This window comes from Micromonospora sp. A202 (assembly GCF_006715105.1).
GTDB classification, from domain to species: Bacteria; Actinomycetota; Actinomycetes; order Mycobacteriales; family Micromonosporaceae; genus Micromonospora; species Micromonospora zamorensis.
The window spans coordinates 5,728,485-5,753,853 of record NZ_VFMP01000001.1 but is presented as its reverse complement, the minus strand read 5'-3'; the positions used below and the strand labels follow the sequence as shown (position 1 = coordinate 5,753,853).

At 69.8% G+C, this 25,369-nt stretch carries 31 protein-coding genes; 13 read left to right on the top strand and 18 right to left on the bottom strand.

The annotated features are described in order from the left end of the window. Positions 1-133 precede the first annotated feature (133 nt). The 3 genes from FBZ33_RS26600 to ychF all read left to right on the top strand — a co-directional run bounded on the left by FBZ33_RS26600 (position 134) and on the right by ychF (position 2,616). Positions 134-640 (top strand): hypothetical protein, encoded by a 507-nt coding sequence (locus FBZ33_RS26600; protein WP_255509049.1) that lies wholly within the window; start codon positions 134-136, stop codon positions 638-640. 61 nt (positions 641-701) lie between these two features. After that, complete coding sequence (locus tag FBZ33_RS26595; RefSeq protein WP_088950114.1) at positions 702-1,436, top strand: peptidase E; 735 nt, start codon at positions 702-704, stop codon at positions 1,434-1,436. Between the two features lie 94 nt (positions 1,437-1,530). After that, positions 1,531-2,616 carry a redox-regulated ATPase YchF gene (ychF, locus tag FBZ33_RS26590; protein ID WP_141911086.1) on the top strand — a complete coding sequence of 362 codons (1,086 nt, stop codon included), beginning with the start codon at positions 1,531-1,533 and terminating at the stop codon, positions 2,614-2,616. A 59-nt stretch (positions 2,617-2,675) separates the two neighbouring features. Here ychF and FBZ33_RS26585 read toward each other — a convergent pair whose 3' ends face one another. Further along, positions 2,676-3,041 (bottom strand): DoxX family protein, encoded by a 366-nt coding sequence (locus tag FBZ33_RS26585; RefSeq protein WP_141911085.1) that lies wholly within the window; start codon positions 3,039-3,041, stop codon positions 2,676-2,678. A gap of 100 nt (positions 3,042-3,141) precedes the next feature. Between FBZ33_RS26585 and FBZ33_RS26580 the strand changes: the two genes are divergently transcribed. Continuing rightward, on the top strand, positions 3,142-3,519 hold the full coding sequence (locus FBZ33_RS26580) for a helix-turn-helix domain-containing protein (RefSeq protein WP_141911084.1): 378 nt from the start codon (positions 3,142-3,144) through the stop codon (positions 3,517-3,519). 344 nt (positions 3,520-3,863) lie between these two features. Here FBZ33_RS26580 and FBZ33_RS26575 read toward each other — a convergent pair whose 3' ends face one another. Genes FBZ33_RS26575 through FBZ33_RS26565 form a run of 3 tightly spaced genes read right to left on the bottom strand, consistent with a single transcriptional unit; the run spans position 3,864 to position 5,699 of the window. Further along, the gene (locus tag FBZ33_RS26575; RefSeq protein WP_141911083.1) at positions 3,864-4,670 is read right to left on the bottom strand and encodes a nucleotidyltransferase domain-containing protein; all 807 of its coding nucleotides are present in this window, start codon (positions 4,668-4,670) and stop codon (positions 3,864-3,866) included. Positions 4,671-4,709: 39 nt separating this feature from the next. Beyond that, positions 4,710-5,312 carry an NAD(P)H-dependent oxidoreductase gene (locus FBZ33_RS26570; RefSeq protein WP_141911082.1) on the bottom strand — a complete coding sequence of 201 codons (603 nt, stop codon included), beginning with the start codon at positions 5,310-5,312 and terminating at the stop codon, positions 4,710-4,712. A gap of 12 nt (positions 5,313-5,324) precedes the next feature. Further along, positions 5,325-5,699, bottom strand: a complete 375-nt coding sequence (locus FBZ33_RS26565) for a VOC family protein (protein ID WP_141911081.1) — start codon at positions 5,697-5,699, stop codon at positions 5,325-5,327. 116 nt (positions 5,700-5,815) lie between these two features. Between FBZ33_RS26565 and FBZ33_RS26560 the strand changes: the two genes are divergently transcribed. From FBZ33_RS26560 to FBZ33_RS26550, 3 genes are read left to right on the top strand one after another with little or no spacing between them, the layout of a single operon-like run. Then, a complete protein-coding gene (locus FBZ33_RS26560; RefSeq protein WP_141911080.1) occupies positions 5,816-6,274 on the top strand; it encodes an SRPBCC domain-containing protein in 459 nt (152 codons plus the stop codon). Then, positions 6,271-6,621, top strand: coding sequence for a metalloregulator ArsR/SmtB family transcription factor (locus tag FBZ33_RS26555; RefSeq protein ID WP_088950106.1), 351 nt, complete (start codon positions 6,271-6,273; stop codon positions 6,619-6,621). The genes FBZ33_RS26560 and FBZ33_RS26555 overlap by 4 nt, the downstream gene beginning before the upstream one ends. Positions 6,622-6,623: 2 nt before the next feature. Further along, a complete protein-coding gene (locus FBZ33_RS26550) occupies positions 6,624-7,067 on the top strand; it encodes an SRPBCC domain-containing protein (protein ID WP_088950105.1) in 444 nt (147 codons plus the stop codon). Here the strand turns inward: FBZ33_RS26550 and FBZ33_RS26545 are convergent. The 6 genes from FBZ33_RS26545 to FBZ33_RS26520 all read right to left on the bottom strand — a co-directional run bounded on the left by FBZ33_RS26545 (position 7,051) and on the right by FBZ33_RS26520 (position 11,350). Further along, positions 7,051-8,331: an MFS transporter gene (locus FBZ33_RS26545; protein WP_141911079.1), complete on the bottom strand. Its 1,281-nt coding sequence runs from the start codon at positions 8,329-8,331 to the stop codon at positions 7,051-7,053. The genes FBZ33_RS26550 and FBZ33_RS26545 overlap by 17 nt on opposite strands. A gap of 81 nt (positions 8,332-8,412) precedes the next feature. Continuing rightward, positions 8,413-8,697 (bottom strand): hypothetical protein, encoded by a 285-nt coding sequence (locus tag FBZ33_RS26540; RefSeq protein WP_141911078.1) that lies wholly within the window; start codon positions 8,695-8,697, stop codon positions 8,413-8,415. Between the two features lie 197 nt (positions 8,698-8,894). Beyond that, positions 8,895-9,095 (bottom strand): hypothetical protein, encoded by a 201-nt coding sequence (locus FBZ33_RS26535; protein ID WP_088950102.1) that lies wholly within the window; start codon positions 9,093-9,095, stop codon positions 8,895-8,897. 27 nt (positions 9,096-9,122) lie between these two features. Further along, entirely contained in the window at positions 9,123-9,854 is a 732-nt protein-coding gene (locus FBZ33_RS26530; RefSeq protein WP_141911077.1) for a class I SAM-dependent methyltransferase, read from the bottom strand. 220 nt (positions 9,855-10,074) lie between these two features. Beyond that, positions 10,075-10,437, bottom strand: a complete 363-nt coding sequence (locus FBZ33_RS26525; protein ID WP_030337500.1) for a PH domain-containing protein — start codon at positions 10,435-10,437, stop codon at positions 10,075-10,077. Between the two features lie 10 nt (positions 10,438-10,447). Further along, positions 10,448-11,350, bottom strand: a complete 903-nt coding sequence (locus tag FBZ33_RS26520) for a LysR family transcriptional regulator (RefSeq protein WP_141912964.1) — start codon at positions 11,348-11,350, stop codon at positions 10,448-10,450. Positions 11,351-11,465: 115 nt separating this feature from the next. Between FBZ33_RS26520 and FBZ33_RS26515 the strand changes: the two genes are divergently transcribed. Further along, positions 11,466-11,894, top strand: coding sequence for a VOC family protein (locus tag FBZ33_RS26515; RefSeq protein ID WP_141911076.1), 429 nt, complete (start codon positions 11,466-11,468; stop codon positions 11,892-11,894). Positions 11,895-11,973: 79 nt separating this feature from the next. On the opposite strand, the gene FBZ33_RS26510 is transcribed toward FBZ33_RS26515, so the two are convergent. Then, a complete protein-coding gene (locus FBZ33_RS26510; RefSeq protein ID WP_141911075.1) occupies positions 11,974-12,297 on the bottom strand; it encodes a hypothetical protein in 324 nt (107 codons plus the stop codon). 123 nt (positions 12,298-12,420) lie between these two features. Continuing rightward, a complete protein-coding gene (locus FBZ33_RS26505; RefSeq protein WP_141911074.1) occupies positions 12,421-12,729 on the bottom strand; it encodes a 4a-hydroxytetrahydrobiopterin dehydratase in 309 nt (102 codons plus the stop codon). A gap of 183 nt (positions 12,730-12,912) precedes the next feature. On the opposite strand from FBZ33_RS26505, the gene FBZ33_RS26500 reads away from it, so the two are divergent. Beyond that, positions 12,913-13,362, top strand: a complete 450-nt coding sequence (locus FBZ33_RS26500; RefSeq protein WP_099848486.1) for a (deoxy)nucleoside triphosphate pyrophosphohydrolase — start codon at positions 12,913-12,915, stop codon at positions 13,360-13,362. 183 nt (positions 13,363-13,545) lie between these two features. On the opposite strand, the gene FBZ33_RS26495 is transcribed toward FBZ33_RS26500, so the two are convergent. The 6 genes from FBZ33_RS26495 to FBZ33_RS26470 form a co-directional block, all read right to left on the bottom strand. Beyond that, positions 13,546-14,610 carry a succinate dehydrogenase/fumarate reductase iron-sulfur subunit gene (locus tag FBZ33_RS26495; RefSeq protein ID WP_088950097.1) on the bottom strand — a complete coding sequence of 355 codons (1,065 nt, stop codon included), beginning with the start codon at positions 14,608-14,610 and terminating at the stop codon, positions 13,546-13,548. Next, complete coding sequence (locus FBZ33_RS26490) at positions 14,607-16,535, bottom strand: fumarate reductase/succinate dehydrogenase flavoprotein subunit (protein WP_141911073.1); 1,929 nt, start codon at positions 16,533-16,535, stop codon at positions 14,607-14,609. Before FBZ33_RS26490 ends, FBZ33_RS26495 begins: the two co-directional genes overlap by 4 nt. Positions 16,536-16,547: 12 nt before the next feature. Next, the gene (locus FBZ33_RS26485; RefSeq protein ID WP_088950095.1) at positions 16,548-17,354 is read right to left on the bottom strand and encodes a hypothetical protein; all 807 of its coding nucleotides are present in this window, start codon (positions 17,352-17,354) and stop codon (positions 16,548-16,550) included. 253 nt (positions 17,355-17,607) lie between these two features. Further along, positions 17,608-19,005 carry a TldD/PmbA family protein gene (locus FBZ33_RS26480; protein ID WP_141911072.1) on the bottom strand — a complete coding sequence of 466 codons (1,398 nt, stop codon included), beginning with the start codon at positions 19,003-19,005 and terminating at the stop codon, positions 17,608-17,610. Beyond that, positions 19,002-20,438 carry a TldD/PmbA family protein gene (locus FBZ33_RS26475; protein WP_141911071.1) on the bottom strand — a complete coding sequence of 479 codons (1,437 nt, stop codon included), beginning with the start codon at positions 20,436-20,438 and terminating at the stop codon, positions 19,002-19,004. The genes FBZ33_RS26480 and FBZ33_RS26475 overlap by 4 nt, the downstream gene beginning before the upstream one ends. Before the next feature lie 33 nt (positions 20,439-20,471). After that, positions 20,472-21,020, bottom strand: coding sequence for a Uma2 family endonuclease (locus FBZ33_RS26470; RefSeq protein ID WP_099856703.1), 549 nt, complete (start codon positions 21,018-21,020; stop codon positions 20,472-20,474). A 277-nt stretch (positions 21,021-21,297) separates the two neighbouring features. Between FBZ33_RS26470 and FBZ33_RS26465 the strand changes: the two genes are divergently transcribed. Genes FBZ33_RS26465 through FBZ33_RS26450 form a run of 4 tightly spaced genes read left to right on the top strand, consistent with a single transcriptional unit; the run spans position 21,298 to position 25,353 of the window. Further along, positions 21,298-22,353: an ABC transporter ATP-binding protein gene (locus FBZ33_RS26465; RefSeq protein ID WP_185755529.1), complete on the top strand. Its 1,056-nt coding sequence runs from the start codon at positions 21,298-21,300 to the stop codon at positions 22,351-22,353. After that, on the top strand, positions 22,350-23,351 hold the full coding sequence (locus FBZ33_RS26460; RefSeq protein WP_141911069.1) for an ABC transporter ATP-binding protein: 1,002 nt from the start codon (positions 22,350-22,352) through the stop codon (positions 23,349-23,351). Before FBZ33_RS26465 ends, FBZ33_RS26460 begins: the two co-directional genes overlap by 4 nt. Beyond that, positions 23,348-24,355, top strand: coding sequence for an ABC transporter permease (locus tag FBZ33_RS26455; RefSeq protein ID WP_099848476.1), 1,008 nt, complete (start codon positions 23,348-23,350; stop codon positions 24,353-24,355). Before FBZ33_RS26460 ends, FBZ33_RS26455 begins: the two co-directional genes overlap by 4 nt. An 11-nt stretch (positions 24,356-24,366) precedes the next feature. Then, complete coding sequence (locus FBZ33_RS26450) at positions 24,367-25,353, top strand: ABC transporter permease (protein ID WP_088950090.1); 987 nt, start codon at positions 24,367-24,369, stop codon at positions 25,351-25,353. Positions 25,354-25,369 lie beyond the last annotated feature (16 nt).

Sequence of the window (25,369 nt, the reverse complement as noted above, 5' to 3'; positions counted from 1 at the left end):
CCCCCGTTTCGTTGTCACCCATACAGACGCCCCAGGTCATCGTCGCTATCCGCGATCCGGGGTGTTTTTCGGTCCGGAAGTGTCGGTCGTGACGGGTACCGTCCGGCAACCAACTGAAGAAGGGGTGCGGGACATGACGAGCGTGGCGGGTTGGGCGGCGGCGTCGACACCGGGCGCGTTCCCGGCGCTGCCCCGCGCGGTGGCGCAGTCCTTCTACCGGCGGATGCGGGCCGTCGCACCGGCCGCCGTCGGCGCCATCGAACGGGACCGGGCGGTCGACCCCGATCAGGCCTTCTCCGACACCGCCTGCGGTCGGCTGGTCGGCTCACTCGACGACGCGGGCCTGCGGGCACTCGGGATGTGGACCCACCACTGGTGCATGCGCTTCTACGACGACGACACCCGCGTCGGCCGGCGGTTGGTGCGCGAGATCGCCGCGCGAGCCGGCTTGGGCTGGACGGCCGACGAGGTGCGCTGGATGCTGCGCGAGTCGTTCTCGGCAGGCCCGGCCGCCGCCGACCGGTTCACCCTGCCCCGCGCAGCCGCGGCGCAACTGCCCCCGGCCGACCGGCCGCCCGAGGCCCAGTGGCCCGAGGTCGAGGTGCCCCGCCAGCGCCGCGGCCGGCACGCGGGCGGGTGACCGGCCGCCTCGTGGCTGCGGCAGGATGGACGCCGCACCGCCCCGACGGAAGGACGCCCCGATGCCCGCCAGCGAACCGACCATCATCGCCACCAGCATGGGCTTCTCCCGGGGCGACCGAGGGCCGTACGACATGCGCCCCAGCCCGGTCTTCGAGCTGGCGGCGGAGCTCGCCGAGGCTGGTCCGCAGCCACGCATCTGCTACCTCGGGCAGGCCGTCGGTGACCAGCCCACCTCGCTGACCGCCGTCTACGGCGCGTTCGCCGACACCCGGTTCCGGCTGTCGCACCTCGCCCTCTTCCCCATGCCGAACGTCGAGGACGTCCGCGCCCACCTGCTCGCCCAGGACGTGATCTGGGTCGGTGGCGGCAGCGTGGCCAACCTGGTCGCCGTCTGGCGGGTGCACGGGCTCGACGACATCCTGCACGAGTGCTGGCAGGCCGGTGTGGTGCTGGCCGGTGTCTCCGCCGGCTCGATCTGCTGGCACGTCGGCGGTGCCACCGACAGCTTCGGCCCCCGACTGCGCGGCTTCACCGAGGGGTTGGCCTGGTTGCCGTACGGCAACGGGGTGCACTACGACAGCGAGGGCCAGCGCCGCCCGCTGATGCACGAGCTGGTGGGCAACGGGACGCTCCCGACCAGCCACTGCACCGACGACGGGGTCGGTCTGGTCTACCGGGGCATCCGCCTGGTCGAGGCAATCGCGGACCGCGAGGGTGTCTCGGCGTACGAGGTCAGCCGTGGCGCGGACGGCAGCGTCCGCGAGGCGGTCATCGCCCCACGCCTGCTCGGCTGACGACCGGTCATCGCTGCCCCTCGCCGGGGGCCGTGCCGTCGGAAACCGAGCCGCCTGGACCGGTCCGGTCGACACCCGCGTAAGCTGGCCGGTCGTGAGTCTTTCCATCGGCATCGTCGGCCTGCCCAACGTCGGCAAGAGCACGCTTTTCAACGCGTTGACCAAGAACGACGTGCTGGCGGCGAACTACCCGTTCGCCACCATCGAGCCCAACGTCGGCGTGGTCGGGCTGCCCGACGAGCGGCTGGGCAAGCTGGCCGAGATCTTCTCCTCGCAGAAGGTGCTGCCGGCCCCGGTGTCGTTCGTCGACATCGCCGGCCTGGTCCGCGGCGCCTCCAAGGGGCAGGGCCGGGGCAACGCCTTCCTGGCCAACATCCGGGACGCTTCGGCGATCTGCCAGGTCGTGCGGGCCTTCTCCGACCCGAACGTGGTGCACGTCGACGGCAAGATCTCCCCGGCCGACGACATCGAGACGATCAACACCGAGCTGATCCTCGCCGACCTGCAGACCCTGGACAAGGCGCTGCCCCGGTTGGAGAAGGAAGCCAAGCTCCGCAAGGACAGGGCCGCCGCGGTCGCCGCCGCGAAGGCCGCGATCGAGGTGCTCGACGGCGGCACCACCCTCTATTCCGGGGCCGCTGCCGCCAAGATCGAGCTGGAGCACCTGCGCGAGCTGCACCTGCTCACCACCAAGCCCTTCCTGTACGTCTTCAACGTCGACGAGGCCGAACTGGCCAACGAGTCGTTCCTCGACGAGCTGCGCGCCCTGGTCGCCCCCGCCGAGGCGGTCTTCATGGATGCCAAGATCGAATCTGAGCTGGTGGACCTGCCCGAGGAGGAGGCCCGCGAACTACTGGAGTCGATCGGGCAGAACGAGCCCGGCCTCAACCAGCTCGTCCGGGTCGGCTTCCGCACGCTCGGCCTCCAGACGTACCTCACGGCCGGCCCCAAGGAAGCACGCGCCTGGACCGTCCCGGTCGGCGCCACCGCGCCGGAGGCCGCGGGTGTCATCCACAGCGACTTCCAGCGCGGCTTCATCAAGGCCGAGGTCGTCTCGTACAACGACCTGGTTGAGTACGGTTCCATGGCGGCGGCCAAGGCGGCGGGCAAGGTCCGCATCGAGGGCAAGGATTACGTTATGCAGGACGGCGACGTGGTGGAGTTCCGCTTCAACGTCTGACCCCTGTGGTTCAAGCCGTCCAGCCGGGCAGGTCTGGCTGACACGCGGACGTCGGGCGCTCAGAGGGCGACGGCGAGCCAGGTGACGATCGCGGCGACCGCGGCCAGAACCAGGTTCAGCCACACGTCCTTCCGTTCGCCTCGGGAGAGGTGGAATCCGGCCCCGAGGACCTGCAGGATCGTCAGCCCGGCGGCTGCCGCGACTGCGAGGACGGGTGCGATTCCCGTGAGCGGCGGCAGGATGAGGCCGAGGGCGCCGAGCACCTCTGCCACGCCGATGGCGCGTACGCCGGCCATCGGGACCGCGGTGCCTGCCCACGCCATCATCGGTGCGAGCTGTGCCTGGCTCCGGACCATCTTCATGCCGCCCGAGTACAGGTAGAACAGCGCGAGCAGCCCGCTGACGATCCAGTACGCGATCTCCATCAGTCCCCCGTGGTCACGAGTAGTAAGTAACCAGATCCTCGGGCATGATCGAGGGCTCTACAAAAGGCACATCCCTGTGCCCTACCCACATCGAGGGGTCATGTCGAAGTACGGGAAGTCGTGTCTGATCCGTGGCGACGGCGGCCGTGTCATTCGCGGCATCCTCAACCGGATCGGGGACAAGTGGAGCCTGCTGGTCGTGGCGACCCTCGACGGCGAACGCATGCGCTTCAGCGAGTTGCAGCAGCGCATCCCGGGGGTTTCTCAGCGCATGCTGACCCGGACCCTTCGGCACCTGGAACGCGACGGCCTCGTCTCCCGGCACGTCTTCGCCGAGGTGCCTCCGCGCGTCGAGTACCAGCTCACCGACACCGGCCGCACCCTGATCGGGCCCGCCGTGACCCTCGCCGAGTGGGCTGTCGAACACAACGCCGACATCGAGCGCAATCAGCACACCTACGACCTGCGCGAGCACTGACCGACTCCGGCCGCGCCGACGAGCTGTCTCCGGTCACGGTGTGGCGGGTCCCGCGCCTCCGGCGGGCTCCCGCTCCAGGATGACCGGGGGCGGCTCTCAGTTCCGCTTCGACGTCTGACTCCTGCGGTCCCCGGTTGGGTGGCCACGCTCTTTTGAGGCTGATGCCTGTGAGTCATATTGATGACTCACAGGCATCGCGCTCGTCGCAGCGGATGACCCGGTCGAGATACAGAGTCTTGTCGCCCGCACCTTCGTGTCGGCCGACCGACGCGGCAGCAAAGGCGCTAGCGGACGACATTGGTGTCGCCGTGGAGTCAGTGCCTTCCTCGGGGCATGCTGCGACGTCAGGGACGGACGGCCTTCAAGCCATGCACGGCGGTGTACTCCGCTGCGAGCCACGGCCCCAGGTCGTCGATGAGCTGGCGTAGGACAGCCGGATCCGCCGACGGTGCACGGCCGATCCTGGCAGCCCCGAGCATCTGCTCGGCACGTGCCGGGTAGTAGGTGCCGAACGCCTCGGCGGACTCGGTGAGGTCGCTCGTCCAACCTCCCCAACGAGGCATGACCAGAGTGAATCCGGTCCTGACGATGCGACGAGCGACGAGCCTGCTGAGGCCCCTACGTTGGTTGTCAGTGGTCGCCCTGGCCGCCTGCCTGCCCCATTCCGGCAGCGCCGATGACAGGTCGCCGTTCGTCTCCCGGGCGAGCAGGGCAGTGGGCCGGTAACGGGGAAGTTCCTCGGCGAGGTCGTCGCCGAGCAGTGGAGTGCACAGGCAGGCGACGAAGAAGCCGAGGTCATGACGTTCGAGCTCGCTGAGCAGGGTGCGTGTGCTGAACAGCAGGATCCCCACGCCGTCGATCTGGTCGAAGGCCTGGTCGAGGGATTGCTCGATCCTCGCCGCATCCAGCCGGTCGGTCTCGGTCGGCTCGGCGTGCAGGGCGAGCAGCAGGTCGAGATCGGAGATCCCGGGCCTGGCGGTGCCGCGCGGGATGCTGCCGTAGACGTAGGCGCTGTGCAGCTGACCGTCGCCGAAACGCCTGGCTATCCGATCGCGTGCGGCGTCGACAACATCGGCGAATGCGCCGGGAACCCGACTCAGGGCCCCTTCACGGGCAATCGATCCGTCGACGCGCAGTCCTCTTCCGGTCACACGACCACTCTGCCGGAGCTTGCGATCTCCGCGAACCGGTTAACGGGCGTCGAGTGGTACGGAGATGGCGTCCCGGATCATGGCTACGGCCCGCTCGACCTCCCGCCCTGTGGCGGAGGAGTCGTCCTGTTCGGACTCGTGCACGAATGCGGTGACGCCACGGCGGCTGCCGCAGTAGTCCACGATCCCGTGTTCGATCTGCGTCCGCAGCGCCTGCCCGTACCCGTGGCGCTCGTAGAGCCCCGCGTCGTCACCGGCGATGGGGAGCAGGTGGGTGGTGAGCTGTTGCAGCTTGGGTTGGATGCCGGTGGAGGGGGCGTAGTCGAAGGCCCAGCCGTTGATGAAGACTCGGTCGATCCATCCCTTGAGCAGGGCCGGCATCGACCACCAGTAGACCGGGAAGACCAGCACGAGGTCGGTGGCGCGGTCGAGGCGCTGCTGCTCGCGGCGCACGTCGGGCGGGGGCTCGCCACGCTGCTGGTATGCCCGACGGTCGGCCACACCGAACCTCGGGTCGAAGTCCTCGTCCGCCAGGTCGGCGATCTCGACCGAGCCCGGGCGCAGCGCCGCCGCGAGCTGCCGAACCGTGTGGTGCGTGAGGGACCCGGGCTCCGGGTGCACGGCTACCAGCAGGGTGTGCACGGGTGCGCGTCCCTACCGCTCGGCCCAGACGCCCAGCTCGTTGCCGCTGGTGTCGGTGAAGTGGAACCGGCGGCCACCGGGGAACTCGTACGGGCCGTTCACCACCTGCCCGCCGGCCTCCTTCACGGCTTGGACGGAGCGGTCGAGGTCGGCCGAGTAGAGCAGCACCAGCGGCCCGCCCGCCTGGACGGCCTGATCCTCGCGGAGACCGCCGACCTCGGCCGCGGAGTCGCCGTGCGGGCTGCGGATGCCGGCGTACGCCGGCCCGTAGTCGTTGAACTCCCAGCCGAACGCGTCGGCGTAGAAGCGCTTGGCCTCGGCGAGGTTGGTCACCGTGAACTCGACGTAGTCGATGGCGTGGTGCCGGTGCGGCGATGGCTCAGACATGCACGGCATTGTGCTCCCCGGGTACGACGCGACCGCAACATGCAACTAAAGGTTGCGCGAGAGCGCGGGACTGTCGTAGGTTGAGTGCAACCAAAGGTTGCGAAAGGTTGAGGCTCATGGAGCAGGGAACCATCGAACGCGACATCCACGTCGACGCGTCACCCGAGGTGGTCTTCGAGGTGGTCAGTCAGCCCGAGCACATGCGGGAGTGGTGGCCCGACGACGCGCGGTTCGAGTCGGTCGCGGGCGCGCCCGGCGAGCTGGTTTGGCGCGACGCTGACACCGGTGAGACGAAGACCGTCGCGCTCGCGGTCGTCGAGGTCGACCCGCCGAAGCGATTCTCCTTCCGGTGGTGCTTCACCGAGCCGGACCGCAGTGGGCAGGCGCTGCTCGTCACCTTCGACCTGATCCCCGACGGCACGGGGACGCAGATCCGGATGACCGAGACCGGGTTCCGCGAGATGGGCTGGGAGATCGCCGTTCTGGAGGCGCAGTACCAGGACCACGAGAACGGGTGGGACCACTACATGCCCCGGCTGGGCGCGTACGTCGCGCGGCTGGTCTCCACCCCATGAGTACGGCGGTCGACGACGAGTTGTGGTCGGCGATCGGCGACCCGATTCGGCGTACGATGATCGATCTTCTTCTCGCTGACGGGCCGGGCACGGCCACTTCGTTGAGCAGGCGGCTACCCGTCACCCGCCAGGCCGTCTCGAAGCACCTGGCCGTCCTGGACCGGGTCGGGCTGATCCACGCCGAGTCGGCCGGTCGCGAGCGTCACTACCAGGTCGACGAGGCACAGCTCGCCCGCGCCGTCGCGCAGCTGTCGGCTGTGGGCTCCACCTGGGACGTCCGACTCCGCCGGATCAAGCGGATCGCCGAGGCGATCGAACGCACCCGCACCAACGACGAAGGAGAATGAGAATGGTCGACATCCTGCACCGGGTCGGCGTCGTCGCACCGCTCGACGACGTCTACCGAGCGGTGGCAACGCCGGAGGGCCTCGCCGCCTGGTGGACCACCGACACGGTGGGCAAGAGCGAAGTCGGTGGAAAGCTGGCCTTCCGGTTCGGCGATGCCGGCGGCTTCGACATGGAGGTCCTGGAGCTGAACCCCGCCGGGCGGGTGCGGTGGCGCGTCGTCGACGGCCCCGAGGAGTGGGTCGGCACCGAGGTCGACTGGCGTCTCGACCAGCGCGGCGAGTACACGATCGTCCAGTTCGCGCACCAGGGCTGGCGCGAGCCGGTCGAGTTCATGCACCACTGCAGCACCAAGTGGGCGCTGTTCCTGATGAGCCTCAAGGAGCAGGTCGAGACCGGCCACGGCCGACCGGCCCCGGACGACGTCCGGATCAGCGACTGGCACTGACCTCGGTGACGGCTGCATCGCCGGGCAATCGCGAGCTCCGCCTGGGGATAGCGATTGCCCCGGCGATCAGGCCGAGGGCCACGATCGCCACGGCGCAGAGCAGCAGCGTCGGTCGGGGGCCGATGGCACCCACCAGCGGCCCGCCCAGCATGGTGCCCAGCGGCACCGCCAGCACGAGGATGGCACCGTTCGCGGCGAGCACCGCGGGCAGTTGGGCGGTCGACGTGCTGCGCTGGAACAGCGCCATCGACGTGGACATGTACGGCGCCCAGATGAAGCCCGCCAGGGCGAACGCCGGCAACGACACACCGACCGGTGCGCCCAGGCCGAGCGGCAGCATGGCGACGCCGAACGCGACGACGATGCCGATGGTGGTGGCTCGCAGTGGCCAGCGGCGGAGGTAACCGGCGACCAGACCTCCGGTGAGGCCGCCGACGCCGAACGCGGTGTAGTAGGCCCCGAGCAGCGTCGCGGAGGCGTGCAGGTCGTCGGTGATGTGGATCGGCATCGCCACGTACACCGGTCCGAAGAGGAAGAAGAACCCGAGGCTCAGCACCAGCAGGCCCAGTAGGGCCGGGTTCTGGCGGATGACCGCGAAGCCGGCCGTTCGCGAAGCGCCGCTCTCGGACCGTGCGGGTCCGTCGTTGGCGGGGAGGGCGAGACGGTACGTGAGGGCCAGCGCGGCGAAGGTGGCGGCGTCGATGGCGATGATCCAGACCGGCCCCACCCAGCCGATCAGGATGCCCGCCAGTGGCGGGCCGACGATGGTGGCGAACCCTCCGATGGTGCTGAGCACGGCATTGGCCGGCAGATGGTGTTGCTGCGGCAGTAGTTCGGCGATCAGGGTGAACCGGCCGGCGGAGCCCCACGAGTGCAGCAGCGCCGACGCGGCCAGCAGGGCCACGTACAGCCCGATGGTGAGCACGCCGGCCAGGTGGGCGAGGGGAATCGCCGCGAGGGCGGAGGCCCGCAGGATCGCGTCCCACCCGGCGAGCTGCGCGCCGCCGCGCCCACGCAGCAACCGCCCGAAGACGACCGTCCCGGCCGCGCTGGGCAGTGTGTACGCCGCCATGGCCACCGCGATCCAGGTGCCGCGCTGACCGTGCGGGGCGAGTTGGATGGCGAGCCACGTCACCGCGACCACCGCCATGCCGTCGCCCAACGCGGACACGGCGAGCCCGGGCAGGACGCGCCGGAGTTGTGGGTGACTGACCACCGGCCAGTACGGCGAGGAGCGTGAGAAACGTGCGGCGTCTGTTGGCATGCTGCCAGCTCACCCGGCGCGGGCCCGACGATTCAAGAAAGGCTGCCGGCAGCAGAATCAGCCGAGCGCGAAACGTGCGAACTACCGGTCCGGGTGGGTGTCCTCGGCGCGAGGCTGGCCCGGGCGCTCGTCTGCAACGGGTGCGGTGTCGCCGTGGAGCAGTACCGCTCGTAGTCGGTTGTTCTCGCGCCTGGCGCGGCGAGCGGGGCCGATACCGGCGATCATGCCGCAGATGTAGCCGAGCGGCACCAGCACCCGGCCGACCGTTGCGGCCGTGCCGTGCACGTCGTCCCGCAGGATGTAACCGACGATCAACAGGCCGAGCGCCAGCGCCAGGACGGCCAGATCGGCTCGTTTGAACATCATGGGCAGTCGCTTCCGCTGGCGGAGATCGACCCCGTCCCCTCGGTGGCGGGGCGTCGTGCCCACAGTGACACATCCACGCCCGTGCCCTTGGGGACCGAAATCCATCTACCGCTGCGCTGACCGCGCTGTCCTCATCGGCCCGGACGCGCAGCTCGTTGCCGCTGGGATCCGTCTGATCGGGCAACGCGACAGCCGGATCACCGGTGCGGGCTGTCGTCCTCGCGGGCAGCGCGGAAGGACGAGCCGATGGCGGCCACGATCGAACCCACCGAGGCGAGCGACACCGCCACCGTGCCGGCGGTGTCGGCGCCGCCGTCGCCGGTCACTTTGAGGATGATGCCGGTGGCCATCAGGACGACCGACAGGGCCAGGACTGCCTGGATGGCTCGTTTGCTCATGGCGGCACCTCACTTTCGACCAAACCGTTACTCCGCCCGGTAGACGGAGATGTGCGACGGGCTGTCGGCGTGGAACGGTCGCCGCTGCCAGTCGGCGTACCTTTCGGTGAGCCGGAGCCCCGCCTGCTGCGCCATCTCGTCGATCTGGTGTGGCCAGGCGTACCGCATGGCGAACGGCTTGAGGTGCACACCCTCGGCGTCGAAGGTGATGGTCTGCCGGATGAACCGCTGCGCCGGCCGGTCGTACTTGTGCAGCCGGATCGTCGCGGAGTCCTCGGTCACGGACCGCACCTGCACCTGCTCGTCCGAGTCGAAGTCGCGCGGGTCGGGCACGAACGTCTCGATGACGAACGCGCCGCCGGGCGACAGCACGCGGGCGACGTTGCGGAAGCAGTCCGCCTGCCGCTCGGCGTCCACCAGGTTGAACAGCGTGTTGAAGACCAGGTACGCGAGCCGGAACTCACCCTTCACCGGCACGTCCGCCATGTCGGCGATGACGACCGGGATCTGGTCGCCGCCGGGCTTGGCCCGCAACTGCGCCACCATCTCCTCGGACGCCTCGACACCGTGCACGGTGAGACCGCGCTCGGCCAGCGGAAGTGCGACCCGGCCGGTGCCGATCGCCAGTTCGAGAACCGGACCCCCGTCGGCAAGATCGGCCAGGAAGTCCACCGCTGGCGCCGGGTCGGGGTTGCCGGGGCCGTCGTAGTCGGTGGCCCAGAGCCGGCCGAACAGGCCGGGATCGTCGAAGACCGACATCAGCGGCCTCCGGGGTTGGGTTCAGTGGCGCTCAGCGCCAGGGGAGCGGTAGTGCTCACGAAGTCTCGATTCCTCAGGTCGGATGACGGTGGGTTCGTGGGACCTCGTCGTGTCTGGCATGGTGGCTGCTCCCTTCGCACGGCTGTCGACCGAGGACACCAGAGACGCCGCAGGCCCGGCAAGGCAATTACGCCAGCCGGGCCCAGGACGGGACGTGCGGTCAGGAGATGTGGTGCAGGATCACGTTGTGCACGTGGTGGCTCTTCTGCGCGCCACGGAACTCCACCTCGTAGGTGTGCGTGCCGACGTGGATCGCGATCGCTCCGGTGGAGAAGAACGAGCCACCCCAGGACTTGTTGCTGACCACACTCACGCTGGTGATCTTCGAGTACGGGATGCTGGTGATCGCGAACCGCTTCCCGACGAAGGAACGGTCCTGGATGATCACCCGGCGGTCGGTCAGCCCGATGAACCCGGTGCCGGTGCCGACCGCGTCGTAGACGGCGATGATCTGCTCACCCTCGAGAAGGCCACTCTCGATCTGCTGGACCTGCTCTTTGCGGTCGTACGCGATGTTCGCCATGAGATCCAGGCTAGAAAACCGGTGCCAACGTGCCGGCGTTCGCGTCGGTTGCGGCGCGGACGAACTCGCGTACCCGGGTGGTGGTGTTGCTGGGCAGCCAGACCGGCCCTCGCTCGATCGGCGGCGCGTCGTGGATGGGCACGTACGCCACGTCGGGGCGGGGATAGTAGCGCCTCGTGTGCTCACCCACCGGCAGGACGCCCCGGCCCAGTGCGACCAGGGACAGCATCTCGGAGAAGGTGTTCCCGGCGGGTCCCTTCGGCACCGGCCGGCCGGCCGGGGTGCGCTCCGGGGTGCGGTCCCGTTTGAACTCCACCGAGGTCACTGCCGGGTACTGAACCACCGGGTGGTCGGCGAGGACCTCCAGCGACACCGAGCGTTCCCGGGTGAGCGGGTGACCCGCCGCGACCGCCAGCGCCCGGTCCTCGGAGAGCAGCGCCGGGCCGGTGGCCATCCCGTCGAAGGGAAACGAGGCGATGAGGACGTCGGTGGAGCCGTCCAGGAGGCCGGACCGCGTGTTGGCCAGCTGCGCCTCCCGCACCTCGACCTGGCAGTCGGGATGCCGCTCGGTGAACAGGGCCACGGCCCGCAGCAGCACCGGTGCGGTCCACTCGCCGAGGAACGCCACCCGTAGGGTCCCGGTCACGCCCCGGCCGGCGTCGACGGCTCGGCGGACGGCCTCGTCCATCCCGGCAACCAGTGGGGCCAGCTCGTCGGCGAGTTGCCGGCCGATCGGGGTGAGCCGGACGACCCGGCTGGTGCGGGCGAACAGCGGTGCGCCGATCCGACGCTCCAGCTTCTTGATCACGTGGCTGACCCGGCCGGTGCTGACGGTCAGTCGCTCGGCGGTGCGGCCGAAGTGCAGCTCCTCGGCGAGGGTCAGGAACGTCTCGACCTCGTACCGCTCCAGCACGTCCGCCCCCATCGTTGACCTGTGGGCAACGATCGTAGCGATATCGGCTCTTGGTCGGCGTCTCCCGTCCGGGGATCGTGAACGCGGCAGGGAACACCGAGCGAAAGGCTGCGACATGAGCATCCACGAAAAGCGGGCCGACGTCAGCGCGGTACGGGTAACCGGCTTCGACCACCTGGTGCTGACCGTCGCCGACGTGGAACGGGCACTGGACTTCTACTGCGGCCGACTCGGCCTGGAGCCGGTGCGGGTCGACGAGTGGCGCGCGGGCACCGTCCCGTTCCCGTCCGTGCGGATCAGCCGCGACAGCATCATCGACCTGGTCCGTGGCGAGCGGCAGGGCACGAACGTCGACCACTTCTGCCTGGTGGTGGCACCGCTGGACTGGGCCGAAGTAACCGGATCAGGGGTCTTCACGGTGCTGACCGGGCCGGTCGGGCGGTTCGGCGCCCGCGGGTCGGCGACGTCCATCTACGTGCAGGACCCGGACGGCAACTCCGTGGAGCTGCGCTGGTACCCGCAGGACGCCGTAGCCGACCGGTGAGCCCCGGCTGCCTGACGGACATGCGGAAGCCCCGCGCCTGCCTGTCGGAAACGGGCGGGCGCGGGGCTTCGGCGACAGGTCAGTGGTCGCTGCGCGGGTCGTGGTCCGTGCTGCGGCTGCCGGCCTTGGCCAGACCCCGGCTCACCAGGTAGCCGATGGTGAGCAGGGTGATGTACCACCAGGCCTTGTCGGCCGCGAAGTAGTCGCCGCCGTCGTTCGCGGCGCCGTCGCCGACGGCGTTCGAGGCGATCAGCACACCGATGACGGCGAGCACGTAGATCGCCAGCTCGCTGGTCTTCCAGGACGGCTTGGTCTCGTCGCCGCGGCGGTTCACGCGGCGGACGTCGTGGTCGCCGGCGTGCTCGACGTGGTCGTTGGCGCGGTTCTGCGTGGGGGTGGTCATGTCAGCTCCTGAAAAGCACGGTTTGAGTAGTTCGGTCCGTCGCGAGAGCTTTGTCAACTCCCGCGCAGAACTGGTACCCCAGTGCTTCTCAGGAAAACCTCAGACTTACCAACCAGTAGAAGCTCAGGACTCGGTGACCGCCCGGTACGCGTCCTCGATGCGGGCGGCCAACAGGACCTCGCCCTCGGTCAGCGGTTCACCGTTGCCGTGCCCGACCCGGATCTGGGTGCTGTCGGACTGCCGGCTGATCTCCGGGCGAAGGCGCAGCGCATCCGCGACCACCTTGACCCGTTCAGTTAGTGCCGCGTGTTGGGTATCGTCGATCGCGAGCGTCCGTCGGATCTGCTCCCCCTCGCGTGTCCAACCAGACAGCAAGGTCAACGCGTCGGCAAGGTAGTCGTGCTTGGCCCTGCTGTTGAACAGCACGCGCATCACCGCACCCCCCAAGCGCCGTTGCCGGCTCGTGGCCAAATCGTCGCCATCCCGTGTCTTGTCGGTGTCCTCTAGTCTCTCGCCGCGTGGATGGGGTGTCCACGCCCACACTTCCGTGTTCTGTTGGCCTAGCGGACGGCTACGGTACCCAAACCGCCGATTGATCTGGCACCCTGGACGCCCGTGCGGACCGAACGGGCGAATGGTGGCGGGCAGGTCGAACGACGGGACCTGAAGGTGATCGTCGGCGCGGCGATAATCCGGGACGGGCGGGTGCTCGCCTGCGCGCGTTCCGCCCCACCCGAAGTGGCAGGAATGTGGGAGTTTCCGGGCGGAAAGGTCGAGCCGGGCGAGGCGGAGATCGACGCGCTGATCCGGGAGTGCGTCGAGGAGCTGGCCGTACGCGTCGAGATCGGCGACCGGGTCGGCCGTGACGTACGGATGGCGCACGGCCGTTCGGTGCTCAAGGTGTACGCGGCCCGCCTGCTCGACGGCGAGGAGCCCGAGGCGTTGGAACACGAGGCGCTGCGCTGGCTCACGGCCGACGAACTGGACTCGGTCACCTGGCTCCCCGCCGACGCCCCCATAGTCGCCGCCCTCCGCCCCCTCCTGCGGCCCCCCAGCTCCCGTTGACCATGAAGTTATTGCCGCGACACGCCGACTGAGCTGGCAATAACTTCATGATCGACCGGGGGTGGGGTCGGGGCCGGGGCCGGGGCCGGGGCCGGGGCCGGGCCGGGGTGGGTGGGGGCGGGGGTGGGGGTATGCGGACGGGGGCCGCGGCTATAGCCGCGGCCCCCTTCTTCGTTGAGGTTTCTAGTGCTTGTTGTCCTGGTCCGGGTGCGCGAAGTTCAGGTGCTCCGGAGGCAGCGGGAACGTCACGTCGTCACCGAACGGCGACGGCGCGGCAGCCCGGTCGAAGGTGAGCTCGGTCAGCGGAAGCTTGCCCCGGTCGTCCACCGCCGGAGCGGTCGGGTGGGGCACCTCCCGGTGCCAGTTGACGCCGCTCTGCGCCTGCGCCTCAGCCTGCGAGTCGTGGGAGCCACCCGCATGCGAGTGCAGCCCACCACGGGCTGAGCCCGGCGTCGGCGAGCCCTGACGGGCGGTGGTCACGCTGGTCTGGGGCGTCTCGCCCCGACGGAAGATCTTGCTACCAAGCCACACAAGGGGATCGTACCTGCGGTCGACGACCCGTTCCTTCATGGGGATGATCCCGTTGTCAGTGATCTTGATGTGCTCGGGGCAGACCTCGGTGCAGCACTTGGTGATGTTGCAGAAACCGAGGCCCTGTTCGGCCTGTGCGTACTCCTTGCGGTCCGTCCGGGCGTCCAGCGGGTGCATGTCCAGCTCGGCGGCCCGAATGAAGTACCGCGGGCCGGAGAACGCCTGCTTGTTCTCCTCGTGGTCACGGATCACGTGGCAGACCGTCTGGCACAGGAAGCACTCGATGCACTTGCGGAACTCCTGCGAGCGCTCGACGTCGACCTGCTGCATCCGGTAGTCACCCGGGGCGACGTCCGCAGGCGGGGCGAACGCGGGCGTCTCCCGTGCCTTCTCGTAGTTGAACGAGACGTCGGTGACCAGGTCCCGGATGACCGGGAAGGTACGCAGCGGGGTGACCGTGACCGTCTCCTCGTCGCCGAAGGTCGACATCCGGGTCATGCAGCCCAGTCGCGGCTTGCCGTTGATCTCCATGGAGCAGGAGCCGCACTTGCCGGCCTTGCAGTTCCACCGGCAGGCCAGGTCGGGAGCGTCGGTGGCCTGCAAGCGGTGGATGACGTCGAGGACCACCTCGCCCTCGTTCACCTCCACCATGTAGTCCTGCAGGTCCCCGCCGGTCTCGTCGCCCCGCCAGATCCGGAACTGACGCTTCGCGCTCATCGGTTGTCCGCCTCTCCAGCGTCGGCGACGAGGGCGTCGAAGTCGCCCAGCTCCTCGTCGGTGAGGTACTTGGAAAGCTCCGCACGGTCGAAGAGGCCGATCAGCTCCGGCCGCATCGTCGGCAGCGGCTTACGCGTCAGCCGTACGCTGTCGCCGTCCAGCGAGCAGACCAGGTTGACCTGCCGCCACTTCGGCTCCATCGCCGGGTAGTCCTCCCGGGTGTGCCCGCCGCGCGACTCCTGCCGCTCCAGCGCCGCCTTCGCGGTGCACTCCGAAACCACCAGCATGTTGCGCAGGTCCAGGGCCAGGTGCCAGCCCGGGTTGTAGCGCCGGCCGCCGAACGCGCTCACCTTGGCGACCCGCTCGCGCAGCTCGGCCAGTCGCACCAGCGCGTCGGCCAGCTCGCCCTCGCGCCGGATGATTCCGACCAGGTCGCCCATGACCGCCTGGAGGTCCTGCTGAAGGGTGTACGGGTTCTCGCCGGTGTCGCGCTGGAGCGGGGCGAGTGCGGTCTCCACGGCGGCCTCGACCGCGTCCACGGCCACCTTCGGCCGAGCGGCGAGCCCGTCGGCGTAGCTGGCCGCGTGCCCGCCCGCCCGCTTGCCGAAGACCAGCAGGTCGGACAGGGAGTTGCCGCCCAGACGGTTGGAGCCGTGCATGCCGCCGGAGACCTCACCGGCGGCGAACAGCCCGCGTACGTGGCCGAAGGCGGCACCCGAATCCGGGTCGACCTCGACGCCGCCCATCACGTAGTGGCAGGTCGGCCCGACCTCCATCGCCTCGGCGGTGATGTCGACGTCGGCCAGCTCCTTGAACTGGTGGTACATCGACGGCAGCCGCCGGCGGATCTCCTCGGCCGAACGCCGGCTCGCGATGTCCAGGAAGACGCCACCGGCGGGGGAGCCCCGACCGGCCTTGACCTCGCTGTTGATTGCGCGGGCCACCTCGTCACGGGGCAGCAGCTCCGGCGGACGCCGGTTGTTGTCCGGGTCGGTGTACCAGCGGTCCGCCTCCTCCTCGGTCTCCGCGTACTGCTTGCGGAAGACATCGGGGACGTAGTCGAACATGAACCGCTTGCCGTCGGAGTTCTTCAGGACGCCACCGTCACCACGCACCGACTCGGTGACCAGGATGCCCTTCACCGACGGCGGCCAGACCATGCCGGTCGGGTGGAACTGGAGGAACTCCATGTTGATCAGCGTCGCCCCGGCGCGCAGCGCCAACGCGTGCCCGTCCCCGGTGTACTCCCAGGAGTTCGAGGTGACCTTGTAGGAGCGACCGACGCCGCCGGTGGCCAGCACGACGGCCGGCGCCTCGAAGAGGATGAACTCGCCCGACTCGCGGTAGTAGCCGAACGCGCCGGCCACCCGGTCACCGTCGAGCAGCAGCTCGGTGATGGTGGTCTCGGAGAACACCTTGATCCGGGCGTCGTACGAGCCGAACTCCCGTTGGTCCTCCTGCTGGAGCGACACGATCTTCTGCTGGAGGGTGCGGATCAGCTCCAGGCCGGTCCGGTCGCCCACGTGCGCCAGGCGCGGGTACTCGTGGCCACCGAAGTTGCGCTGCGAGATCTTGCCGTCCTTGGTGCGGTCGAAGAGCGCACCGTACGTCTCCAGCTCCCAGATCCGCTGCGGCGACTCCTTCGCGTGCAGCTCGGCCATCCGGAAGTTGTTCAGGAACTTGCCGCCGCGCATGGTGTCGCGGAAGTGCACCTGCCAGTTGTCCCGGCTGTTCACGTTGCCCATCGCGGCGGCCGCGCCGCCCTCGGCCATCACCGTGTGCGCCTTGCCGAAGAGCGACTTGGAGATGATCGCGGTCTTCTTGCCGGCCAGCCGGGCCTCGATCGCCGCGCGCAGACCGGCGCCGCCGGCCCCGATGACGACGACGTCGTAGTGGTGTCGTTCGATGCGAGTGGTTGTGGTCATGTCAGGGGCCCTTTAGTTGATGAACCGCAGGTCGGAGAACCAGCCGGCCGCGAGCGCCATGATGTAGAAGTCGGCCAGCGCCAGGGTGCCGAGGGTGATCCAGGCGAGCTGCATGTGGCGAACGTTCAGGGCCGAGACGAACGTCCAGGCCTTGTAGCGCACCGGGTGCTTGGAGAAGTGCTTGAGCCGGCCGCCGATGATGTGCCGGCAGGAGTGGCAGGAGATCGTGTACGCCCAGAGCATCACCACGTTCAGCAGCAGGATGATGTTGCCCAGCCCGAAGCCGAAGCCCTTGGGCGAGTGGAAGGCGAGGATCGCGTCCCAGGTGTTGATCAGCGAGATGATCGCGGCGGCGTAGAAGAAGTAGCGGTGCAGGTTCTGCCCGAGCAGCGGGAAGCGGGTCTCACCGCCGTACTCCTTGTGGCCGTCCGGGACGGCGCACGCCGGCGGCGACAGCCAGAACGACCGGTAGTAGGCCTTGCGGTAGTAGTAGCAGGTCAGCCGGAACAGCAGCAGGAACGGCAGGGTCAGCGCCGCGTCCGGAATGATCCACCAGCCGGGCAGGAACCGGCCGAAGTGCGAGGCGCCCTCGATGCACCGCTCGGTGACGCAGGGCGAGTAGAACGGGGTCAGGTAGTGGTAATCCGCGACCCAGTAGAAGTCGTGCATGAAGACCCGGACCGTCGCGTACGCGACCCAGGCGCTCAGCCCGATCACGGTGATCAGCGGGGCGAACCACCAGCGGTCGGTACGCAACGTCTTCGCCGCGATCGCGGCGCGCGCCCGCGCTCCCCGCGGCCTCGTTGCCGTTGAAGTCATTCGAGTCGTCTCCTCGACGGGCCCGTACGGGCGGGCGGATCTTTCTCCGGTCGGCACGCGGACCGGCGAACCCGCACCCGCTGCCACGTCATGCGCACACCAACGACCACGCCGGATCGACCGACGCAGCTAAGTGACACACGTTACGCCGATCTCTGCGAGCCGTCCGCGCAAGGGAGTGTCCCGAGCGTCTGGCCTGCGGAAATACCCCGACACGGCGGTCGGCGGCGGATCGTCGTGCACATCGCCGCGTTCAGCCCGAGGCGCCCCCGGTGAAGTGCCACGACGCCAGCCGCACCGAGGGCGCCGACCACCATGCACCGTCCACCCGATCCGGTTGGCGCACCGCCCGCGCTCCCAGGCCGAGCACGGCCCCGGGCCCCAGCGCCCGCGGGTACGACTCGGTGAACCGCAGGTCGCGGACCGCCCGCACCACAGTGCCGTCCTCGATGAGCCAGACACCGTTGCGGGTCAACCCGGTGACGACGAGGCTCTTCGGGTCCAGCACCCGGGTGTACCAGAGGTCGCTGACCAGCAGCCCACGGCGTACGCCGGCGACGAGCGCGGCGGTGTCCGCGTCGACGACCGCCCCGGCCGCCGCGCCGGTGGTGCTCCGACCGGTCGCGCTGGCCGGGCCGGCCGTCGCGCCGGACAGCCGCAGGTTGCGGGCCATCGGGCCCCAGGTGGCGCCACCCGCGACCGCGTGCCCGGTGGACTGCGCACCCGCCTCGGCCGCCGTCCGCCGATCGTGGGCGACCGCCCGGGTGGTGCCCGCCTCGACCAGGGTCAGCGCCCCTCGCGCGGTGCCCTCCGCGTCGAACGGCAGGCCGGACGCGCCCAGCGGGTCGTCCACCAGGGTCACCGCCCGGTCGAACTGGGCCGCCCCCGGCTCGGCGAAGGACTGCCGCTCGGCGTACCGCTTGCCGTTGAAGCCATACCAGGACAGGTTCTGCAACAGGTCCGCCACGGCGGCCGGCTCGAACACCACCTCGTAACGCCCCGGCGGCAGCTCCACCGGGTCGGCCGCCGCCTGCGCCTTCGCCGCGGCGTGCGCGCCCAGCTCGGCACCGTCGAGGTTGGAGAGCCGGTCGCTGGCGAACCGGGCCACCCCGTCCGCGCCGTCGCTGCGCGCGATGCCGTCCATCGCCGCCTCCGCCGATCGGCCGGAAGCCGTGTGCCCGGCCGAGTTGGCGAACGCCGACGAGCGGTGCGCGGTGCGGCAGTAGCCGGCGGTGCTGAGGCCACCGGCGGCGGCCACGAACGCACCAACCCGGTCGGCCCGCTGGTCCGGCTCGGCGTACGCGGTCGCCTCGTCGACGGGCGGCGCGGCCGGCACGGGCGTCGGTGCGACCAGCCCCGGCCAGCCCGGGTCCGGCGGGCAGAGGCGCGCCGCCGCCAGGGTGCGCTCCACGAGCGCGTGCAGCCCGTCGGCGGTGACCACGCTGCCGCTGCCGGCGGCGGTCCGACCGTCGATGTGCAGCCGCAGCCGGACCCCGACTGTCGACTCCGCGACGTTCTGGTGGATGGCCGAGTTGGCGAACCGGGTCAGCGCCAGGTCCGCCCGGGTCACCACCGCATCGGCCTGCGCGGCCGGACCGCCGAGACGCCGAACCAGCTCGACGACCTGCCCGGCCAGCTCCAACTCGGTCATGCTGAAACCCCCACCCGGACGTTGCGGAACCGGGCCGGCGCGGCCGGGTGGCCGGTGTGGCCGATCTGGCCGGGCTGGCCCTTGCCGCAGTTGGGCGTGCCCCAGGAGACCGTCTCACTGGAGAGCATGTCCATCGAGCGCCAGAAGAGCGGGCCGATCCCGGTGTACGTGGGATTGCGCAGCATCCGCCCCCGCCGCCCCTTCTTGATCTCCCAGCCGACCTCGCAGCCGAACTGGAAGTTGAGCCGCTTGTCGTCGATCGACCAGGACCGGTTGAGGTCCATCAGCACGCCGTCGTCGGTGGCCGCGATGATCTCCTCCAGGGTGTGCGGGCCCGGTTCCAGACCGACGTTGGTCATCCGCACCATCGGCAGTCGGGCCCACCCGTCGGCCCGTACGCTGCCGCCGTAGTCGAGGTTGGCCATGGCGGCGGAGTCCCGGCCGGCGAGCACCCCCACCCAGCGACCGTCGCGCACCGCGTCCCGCTTGACCGCCGGGGAACCCTCGTCGTCGAAGCCGAAGCTGCCCAGCGCGCCGGGGATCGTGGGGTCGATGGTGATGTTCATCAGCTCGGAGCCGTAGCGCAGCGAGCCGAGCTGCGCCAGGTCCAGCCAGGACGTGCCGGCGAACGCCGCCTCCCAGCCGAGGATCCGGTCCAACTCGATGGCGTGCCCGACCGACTCGTGGATCTGGAGGGCCAACTGCTCGCCGCCGAGGATCAGATCGGTCTCGCCCGCGGGGCAGAGCGGCGCGGTCAGCAGCGCCCGGGACTCCTCGGCGATCTGCGCGGCGTGCGCGGCCAGGTCGAGCGACTCGACCAGCTCCCATCCCGTGGTGCCGTACTGCCCCCGGTAGCTCGGCCAGGACCGGCGCTGCGTCTCGCCGTCACCGATGGAGGTGGCGGAGATGCCGCCGCCGCACTCGCGGATCCGCTGGTCGATCCGGTGGCCCTCACTGGAGACGAACCACTTCGCGGTGTCCCAGACCTGGTAGAGGCCCTCGGCCAGGTCGGCGCCGTGCTCGGCCATCGTGCGGGTCGCGCCGACCAGCAGGTCACCCTTGTCCGACAGGGGCACCCCGAGCGGGTCGATCTGGCAGCCGGAGGCCCAGCTCGCGGTGACCGCCTCCGCCGGAACCAGGCCGACAGGCGGGCCTGGCACCCGCGCGCTCGCCATGGCCGTCCGCGTCGCGCGCCGGCCTGCGTCGCGGGCGGCGGCGTCGGATAGATCGGGTACGGCGTAGAAGCCCCAACTCGCACCGACAAGTGCCCGGACACCGATGCCGATGCTCTCGTCCTGGGTCAGCTCCTCCACGTCGCCGTTGCGCGCGGTCATCGACTCGTAGCGGCGGTGCATCACCCGCGCGTCGGCGTACCGGGCGCCCGCGTCGAGGGCGGCCTGGACGGCGGCACTGGCCGCGTCGAATTCGGTCATGCGACCGACCCTAGGCCAGCCGACCGACACCCGTCAGGGGACGAGGTCCTCCGGCCGGATCGTGGCCTTCACCGGCTCGGTAAGCACCAGCAGATCGCCCGGTCTGGTTACGGACTGCTCGGTGTAGTGACCGCCCCGCCGCTGGTACAGATGCATGGTTCCACTGTCCTGCTCCACCAGGAGATACCACTCGATGCCGGCGGCCGCGTAGTAGTGCATCTTGAGGACTTTGTCGGTCGAGGCGTTGCTCGGCGAGATGATCTCGCAAACCAGCCGCACGTCACCCGCCTCGACGTTGAGTTCGTCGAAGTCGATCGGACCGGTGATAACAAGATCGGGGATCGGGATCCGGCCGGGCCTGAGGCGGACGTTCACCGCTTCCAAGACGTGCAGGCCGGCTTCGCGCACCGGGGCTCGTAGCACTGCGCGTAGTTCGCCGGAGATGTTCTGGTGTCGAGGGGTGGGGGCTGGGGTCACGTGGAGGCTCCCGTCGAAGAGTTCGACGCGTTGCTGCGTCTCGCCGAGGGCGAGGTACTCCTCTTCGGTCCACGGGCCTTCGTGGTTGAACACCGCCGCGGTCATCGTCACCTCCACCTCGTGCCGGCGGGAATCCTCCCGGTGCTGCCGACACCATGGTCGCACCCAAGGTGCGATCGCGGCATGAATGGGCGTGGATGGCGAGGTGAGGGGGGTGCGCGGCCGATGCCGACTCGTTACGCTCGGGCCCGCTGACACGTGCCGACTTTGTAGCTTATTTTCACCCTCGGGACTTTCATGTAAGTTCCCTTCGTCACTGAGGGAGGTGGCCGTGGACAGCTCGGAACCGTTGCCGTCCGGCGATCCGGACGACCGTCCCGCCGTGCCGGCACAGCGCTCCGACGAGGATGCCTATCTGCGGGTGCGTGACCTGCGGGTCCGGTTCGACACCGAGGACGGCGTGGTGCGCGCGGTCGACGGCGTGTCGTTCGCCGTCGAGCGGGGCCGCACCCTCGGCATCGTGGGTGAGTCCGGTTCCGGCAAGAGCGTCACCTCGCTGGCCATCCTGGGCCTGCACGACCCCAAGCGGACCACCATCACCGGGGAGATCTCCGTCGGTGGCCGTCAGGTGGTCGGCCTCGGCGACGAGGAGGTACGCCGGCTGCGCGGCCGGGACATGGCGATGATCTTCCAGGATCCACTGTCGGCGCTGCACCCGTACTACACGGTGGGTCGGCAGATCGCCGAGGCGTACCGGGTGCACCACCCGAAGGCCAACCGGCGCGAGGCCCGCCAGCGGGCGGTCGACATGCTGGATCGGGTGGGCATCCCCCAGCCGTCGCGCCGCTTCGACCAGTACCCGCACGAGTTCTCCGGTGGTATGCGCCAGCGGGCGATGATCGCGATGTCCCTGGTCAACGACCCGGCGCTGCTGATCGCCGACGAGCCGACCACCGCACTGGACGTCACCGTGCAGGCGCAGATCCTGGACCTGCTCGCCGACCTCCAGGCCGAGTTCCACTCCGCGATCATCCTGATCACCCACGACCTTGGCGTGGTCGGTCAGGTCGCCGACGACGTGCTGGTCATGTACGGGGGTCGCGCCATCGAGCGGGGCACGGTCGAGCAGGTGCTCCGCTCGCCGCAGCACCCGTACACCTGGGGGTTGCTCTCCAGCGTGCCGTCGCTGCACGGTGACGCGGACGCGGACCTGGTGCCGATCCCCGGCAACCCGCCCAGCCTGATCAACCTGCCGTCCGGCTGCGCGTTCCACCCCCGCTGTCGGTACGCGGACCGCGCCGGCAGCCGCTCCCGCAGCGAGGTGCCCGAGCTGCGAGCGGCCGGGGCGGACGGCCACCTGGTCGCCTGCCACCTGAGCGCGGAGGAGCGGGCCGCGTTCTACGCCGAGGACGTCGCATCCGTGGGGGTGGCCCGATGACCGACGAACCACTGTTGCGGGTGCGCGGGCTGACCAAGCACTTCCCGGTACGCCAGGGGCTGCGCGCAACCGGCCTGGTGCGGGCGGTGGACGGCCTCGACTTCGACGTGCGACCCGGCGAGACGCTCGGGTTGGTGGGGGAGTCGGGCTGTGGCAAGACGACCACCGGTCGGATGCTGGTGCGGCTGCTGGAGCCGACGAGCGGCAGCATCGAGTTCGACGGGCGGGACATCACGCACGCCGGCCGGCGGGAGCTGCGTCCGCTGCGTCAGGAACTCCAGATCATCTTCCAGGACCCGTACGCCTCGTTGAACCCCCGGCACACCGTGGGCCGGATCGTGGCGATGCCGTTGCAGGTCAACGGCATCAAGCCGCCGGGTGGCGTGAAGGCCCGGGTGCAGGAGTTGCTGGAGCTGGTCGGGTTGAACCCGGAGCACTACAACCGGTACCCGCACGAGTTCTCCGGTGGTCAACGTCAGCGCATCGGCATCGCCCGCGCGCTGGCCCTGCGGCCGAAGCTGATCGTCGCCGACGAGCCGGTCTCCGCGCTGGATGTCTCGATCCAGGCGCAGGTGGTCAACCTGCTGCGCAACCTGCAACGGGAGCTGGGCCTGGCGTTCGTGTTCATCGCGCACGACCTGGCGGTGATCCGGCACTTCAGCCAGCGGGTCGCGGTCATGTACCTGGGTCGGATCGTGGAGATCGGCGACCGGGCGGACATCTACGAACGACCCCAGCACCCGTACACCCGGGCGCTGCTCTCGGCGATCCCGGACGTCACCCAGCTCGGCCCGGCGGGTCGGATCCGGTTGACCGGTGACGTGCCGACCCCGCTCGACCCGCCGTCGGGCTGCCGGTTCCGCACCCGCTGCTGGAAGGCGCAGGACGTCTGCGCCGCCGAGGAGCCGGCGCTGGTGCCGCGCGACGGTGGTCGGCAGGCCACCGCGTGCCACTTCCCCGAGGTGGCGGCTCCGATCTTCGAGGAGGTGCCGTCGTGAGCCTGTCCCCGGTGGAGGGTCTGGCGCTGGCCGAGATCGAGTCCGACCCGGACGCGACCACGCCCGCCGCGAAGGGCGTCGTCGGCCGCTCACCCGGTCAGCTGGCCTGGATGCGACTGCGTCGTGACCGGACGGCCGTGGTCAGCGGCGTACTCCTGGTCTTCTTCATGGTGTTGGGGTTGGCCGCCCCGCTGATCGAGATGGCCTACGGGATCGGGCCGCGGGAGCAGTTCCAGAACCTGCTGGACGGTTTCGGCATGCCACTGGGCTACGCCGGCGGTGTCACCGGGGACCACTGGTTCGGCCTGGAGCCGAACCTGGGTCGGGACATCTTCATCCGGTTGATCTACGGGTTGCGGACGTCGCTGTTCATCGCGTTCGCGGCGGCGCTGATCACCGCGACCATCGGGGTCGTGCTGGGCGCGCTCGCCGGCTACCTCGGCGGCTGGCTCGACGCGGTGATCAACTGGATCACGGACCTGACCCTGGCCATGCCCTTCCTGATCATCGCGCTGGCGCTCACCCCCACCGTCACGCTGCGCTTCTACGGTGAGCGGGGGCAGGTGTCGTCCGCCTTCGGGGTGGGCGTGCTGATCGCCGTCTTCGCCATCTTCGGCTGGACCAGCACGGCCCGGCTGGTTCGCGGGCAGGTGATCGCGCTGCGCGAGCGGGAGTTCGTGGAGGCGGCCAGGGCCAGCGGGGCCGGGCTGGGGCACATGCTCTTCCGGCAGCTGCTGCCCAACATCTGGGCGCCGATCCTGGTGTCGTTCTCCCTGGCGGTGCCGCAGTTCATCACCAGCGAGGCCGCGCTGTCGTTCATCGGTGTCGGTCTCAGCGACGAGACCCCGAGCTTCGGCCGGATGATCTACGACAGTCTGGACTTCCTCCAGACCGACCCGGCGTACGTGTTCTTCCCGGGCATCATGATCTTCGCGCTGGTGTTCGCCTTCAACCTCTTCGGCGACGCGTTGCGTGACGCGCTCGACCCGAAGTCGTCCCGGTAGGGGTCAAAATCATGGCGCGATTTCTGCTCAAGCGACTCTTCTCCGCCACGCTGACCCTCTTCGCGGTGAGCGTGTTGACCTTCCTGATGTTCTTCGCCCTGCCGCGCGACCCGGTCAGCAGCATCTGCTCGAAGAACTGCAACCCGGAGCGGTTGGAGCGGGTCCGCGACGACCTGGGCCTGAACGACCCCCTGGTCAGCCAGTACGCCGGCTACATGAAGGGCATCGTCACCGGTCGCGACCTGGGCAGCGCCCAGGGTGGCCGGTGTGACGCGCCCTGCCTGGGCTGGTCGTACGTCACCAACGAGGCCGTCTCGGACACCATCGCCCGGGTGCTGCCGGTGACGCTGAGCATCGTGATCCCGGCGGCGATCCTCTGGTTGCTGCTCGGGGTCGGCCTCGGCATGGTCTCCGCGTTGCGGCGGGGCACCTGGCTGGACCGCCTGGCCATCGGCTTCTCGCTGACCGGGGCCTCGTTGCAGCTCTACTTCGTGGGCGCGGTGCTGCTGTTGGTCTTCGTCTACAACCTGCGGCTGCTGCCGGTGCCGAGCTACACGTCCCTCTTCGACAATCCGGCGAAGTGGGCCAGTGGGCTGGTGCTCGCCTGGGTGGCGCTGGCCTTCCTCTTCTCGGCGATCTACGCCCGGCTGTCCCGCGCGCAGATGTTGGAGACGCTGTCCGAGGACTTCGTCCGGACCGCGCGGGCCAAGGGCCTGGCCAAACCCAAGGTGTACGGGAGACACGCGCTGCGCGCGGCGATCACCCCGGTGGTGACCATCGCCGGGCTGGACGTGGGCGGGGCGCTGGGCGGCACGGTGATCACCGAGACGACGTTCGGCATCCAGGGGTTGGGGCGTACGGCGGTGGACGCGGTGCGCTCGGGTGACCTGCCCACGATCATGGCCACGGTGCTGATCGCGGCCGTCTTCGTGGTGCTGGCGAACGTGCTGGTGGACCTGCTCTACGCGGCCATCGACCCACGGGTGCGGTTGCGCTGACGGCCGGGTGTCCGCT

Coding starts and splice junctions, on each gene's coding strand:
- FBZ33_RS26530 (WP_141911077.1), bottom strand. CDS start 9,854: ATGTCGGTCTTCGACGATCCCGGCCTGTTCGGCCGGCTCTGGGCCACC.
- FBZ33_RS26450 (WP_088950090.1), top strand. CDS start 24,367: ATGGCGCGATTTCTGCTCAAGCGACTCTTCTCCGCCACGCTGACCCTC.
- FBZ33_RS26580 (WP_141911084.1), top strand. CDS start 3,142: ATGTCGAAGTACGGGAAGTCGTGTCTGATCCGTGGCGACGGCGGCCGT.
- FBZ33_RS26460 (WP_141911069.1), top strand. CDS start 22,350: ATGACCGACGAACCACTGTTGCGGGTGCGCGGGCTGACCAAGCACTTC.
- FBZ33_RS26485 (WP_088950095.1), bottom strand. CDS start 17,354: ATGACTTCAACGGCAACGAGGCCGCGGGGAGCGCGGGCGCGCGCCGCG.
- FBZ33_RS26535 (WP_088950102.1), bottom strand. CDS start 9,095: ATGAGCAAACGAGCCATCCAGGCAGTCCTGGCCCTGTCGGTCGTCCTG.
- FBZ33_RS26505 (WP_141911074.1), bottom strand. CDS start 12,729: ATGCGCGTGCTGTTCAACAGCAGGGCCAAGCACGACTACCTTGCCGAC.
- FBZ33_RS26490 (WP_141911073.1), bottom strand. CDS start 16,535: ATGACCACAACCACTCGCATCGAACGACACCACTACGACGTCGTCGTC.
- FBZ33_RS26515 (WP_141911076.1), top strand. CDS start 11,466: ATGAGCATCCACGAAAAGCGGGCCGACGTCAGCGCGGTACGGGTAACC.
- FBZ33_RS26555 (WP_088950106.1), top strand. CDS start 6,271: ATGAGTACGGCGGTCGACGACGAGTTGTGGTCGGCGATCGGCGACCCG.
- FBZ33_RS26585 (WP_141911085.1), bottom strand. CDS start 3,041: ATGGAGATCGCGTACTGGATCGTCAGCGGGCTGCTCGCGCTGTTCTAC.
- FBZ33_RS26540 (WP_141911078.1), bottom strand. CDS start 8,697: ATGATGTTCAAACGAGCCGATCTGGCCGTCCTGGCGCTGGCGCTCGGC.
- FBZ33_RS26470 (WP_099856703.1), bottom strand. CDS start 21,020: ATGACCGCGGCGGTGTTCAACCACGAAGGCCCGTGGACCGAAGAGGAG.
- FBZ33_RS26560 (WP_141911080.1), top strand. CDS start 5,816: ATGGAGCAGGGAACCATCGAACGCGACATCCACGTCGACGCGTCACCC.
- FBZ33_RS26595 (WP_088950114.1), top strand. CDS start 702: ATGCCCGCCAGCGAACCGACCATCATCGCCACCAGCATGGGCTTCTCC.
- FBZ33_RS26480 (WP_141911072.1), bottom strand. CDS start 19,005: ATGACCGAGTTGGAGCTGGCCGGGCAGGTCGTCGAGCTGGTTCGGCGT.
- FBZ33_RS26475 (WP_141911071.1), bottom strand. CDS start 20,438: ATGACCGAATTCGACGCGGCCAGTGCCGCCGTCCAGGCCGCCCTCGAC.
- FBZ33_RS26565 (WP_141911081.1), bottom strand. CDS start 5,699: ATGTCTGAGCCATCGCCGCACCGGCACCACGCCATCGACTACGTCGAG.
- FBZ33_RS26510 (WP_141911075.1), bottom strand. CDS start 12,297: ATGACCACCCCCACGCAGAACCGCGCCAACGACCACGTCGAGCACGCC.
- FBZ33_RS26545 (WP_141911079.1), bottom strand. CDS start 8,331: ATGCCAACAGACGCCGCACGTTTCTCACGCTCCTCGCCGTACTGGCCG.
- FBZ33_RS26550 (WP_088950105.1), top strand. CDS start 6,624: ATGGTCGACATCCTGCACCGGGTCGGCGTCGTCGCACCGCTCGACGAC.
- FBZ33_RS26600 (WP_255509049.1), top strand. CDS start 134: ATGACGAGCGTGGCGGGTTGGGCGGCGGCGTCGACACCGGGCGCGTTC.
- FBZ33_RS26525 (WP_030337500.1), bottom strand. CDS start 10,437: ATGGCGAACATCGCGTACGACCGCAAAGAGCAGGTCCAGCAGATCGAG.
- FBZ33_RS26495 (WP_088950097.1), bottom strand. CDS start 14,610: ATGAGCGCGAAGCGTCAGTTCCGGATCTGGCGGGGCGACGAGACCGGC.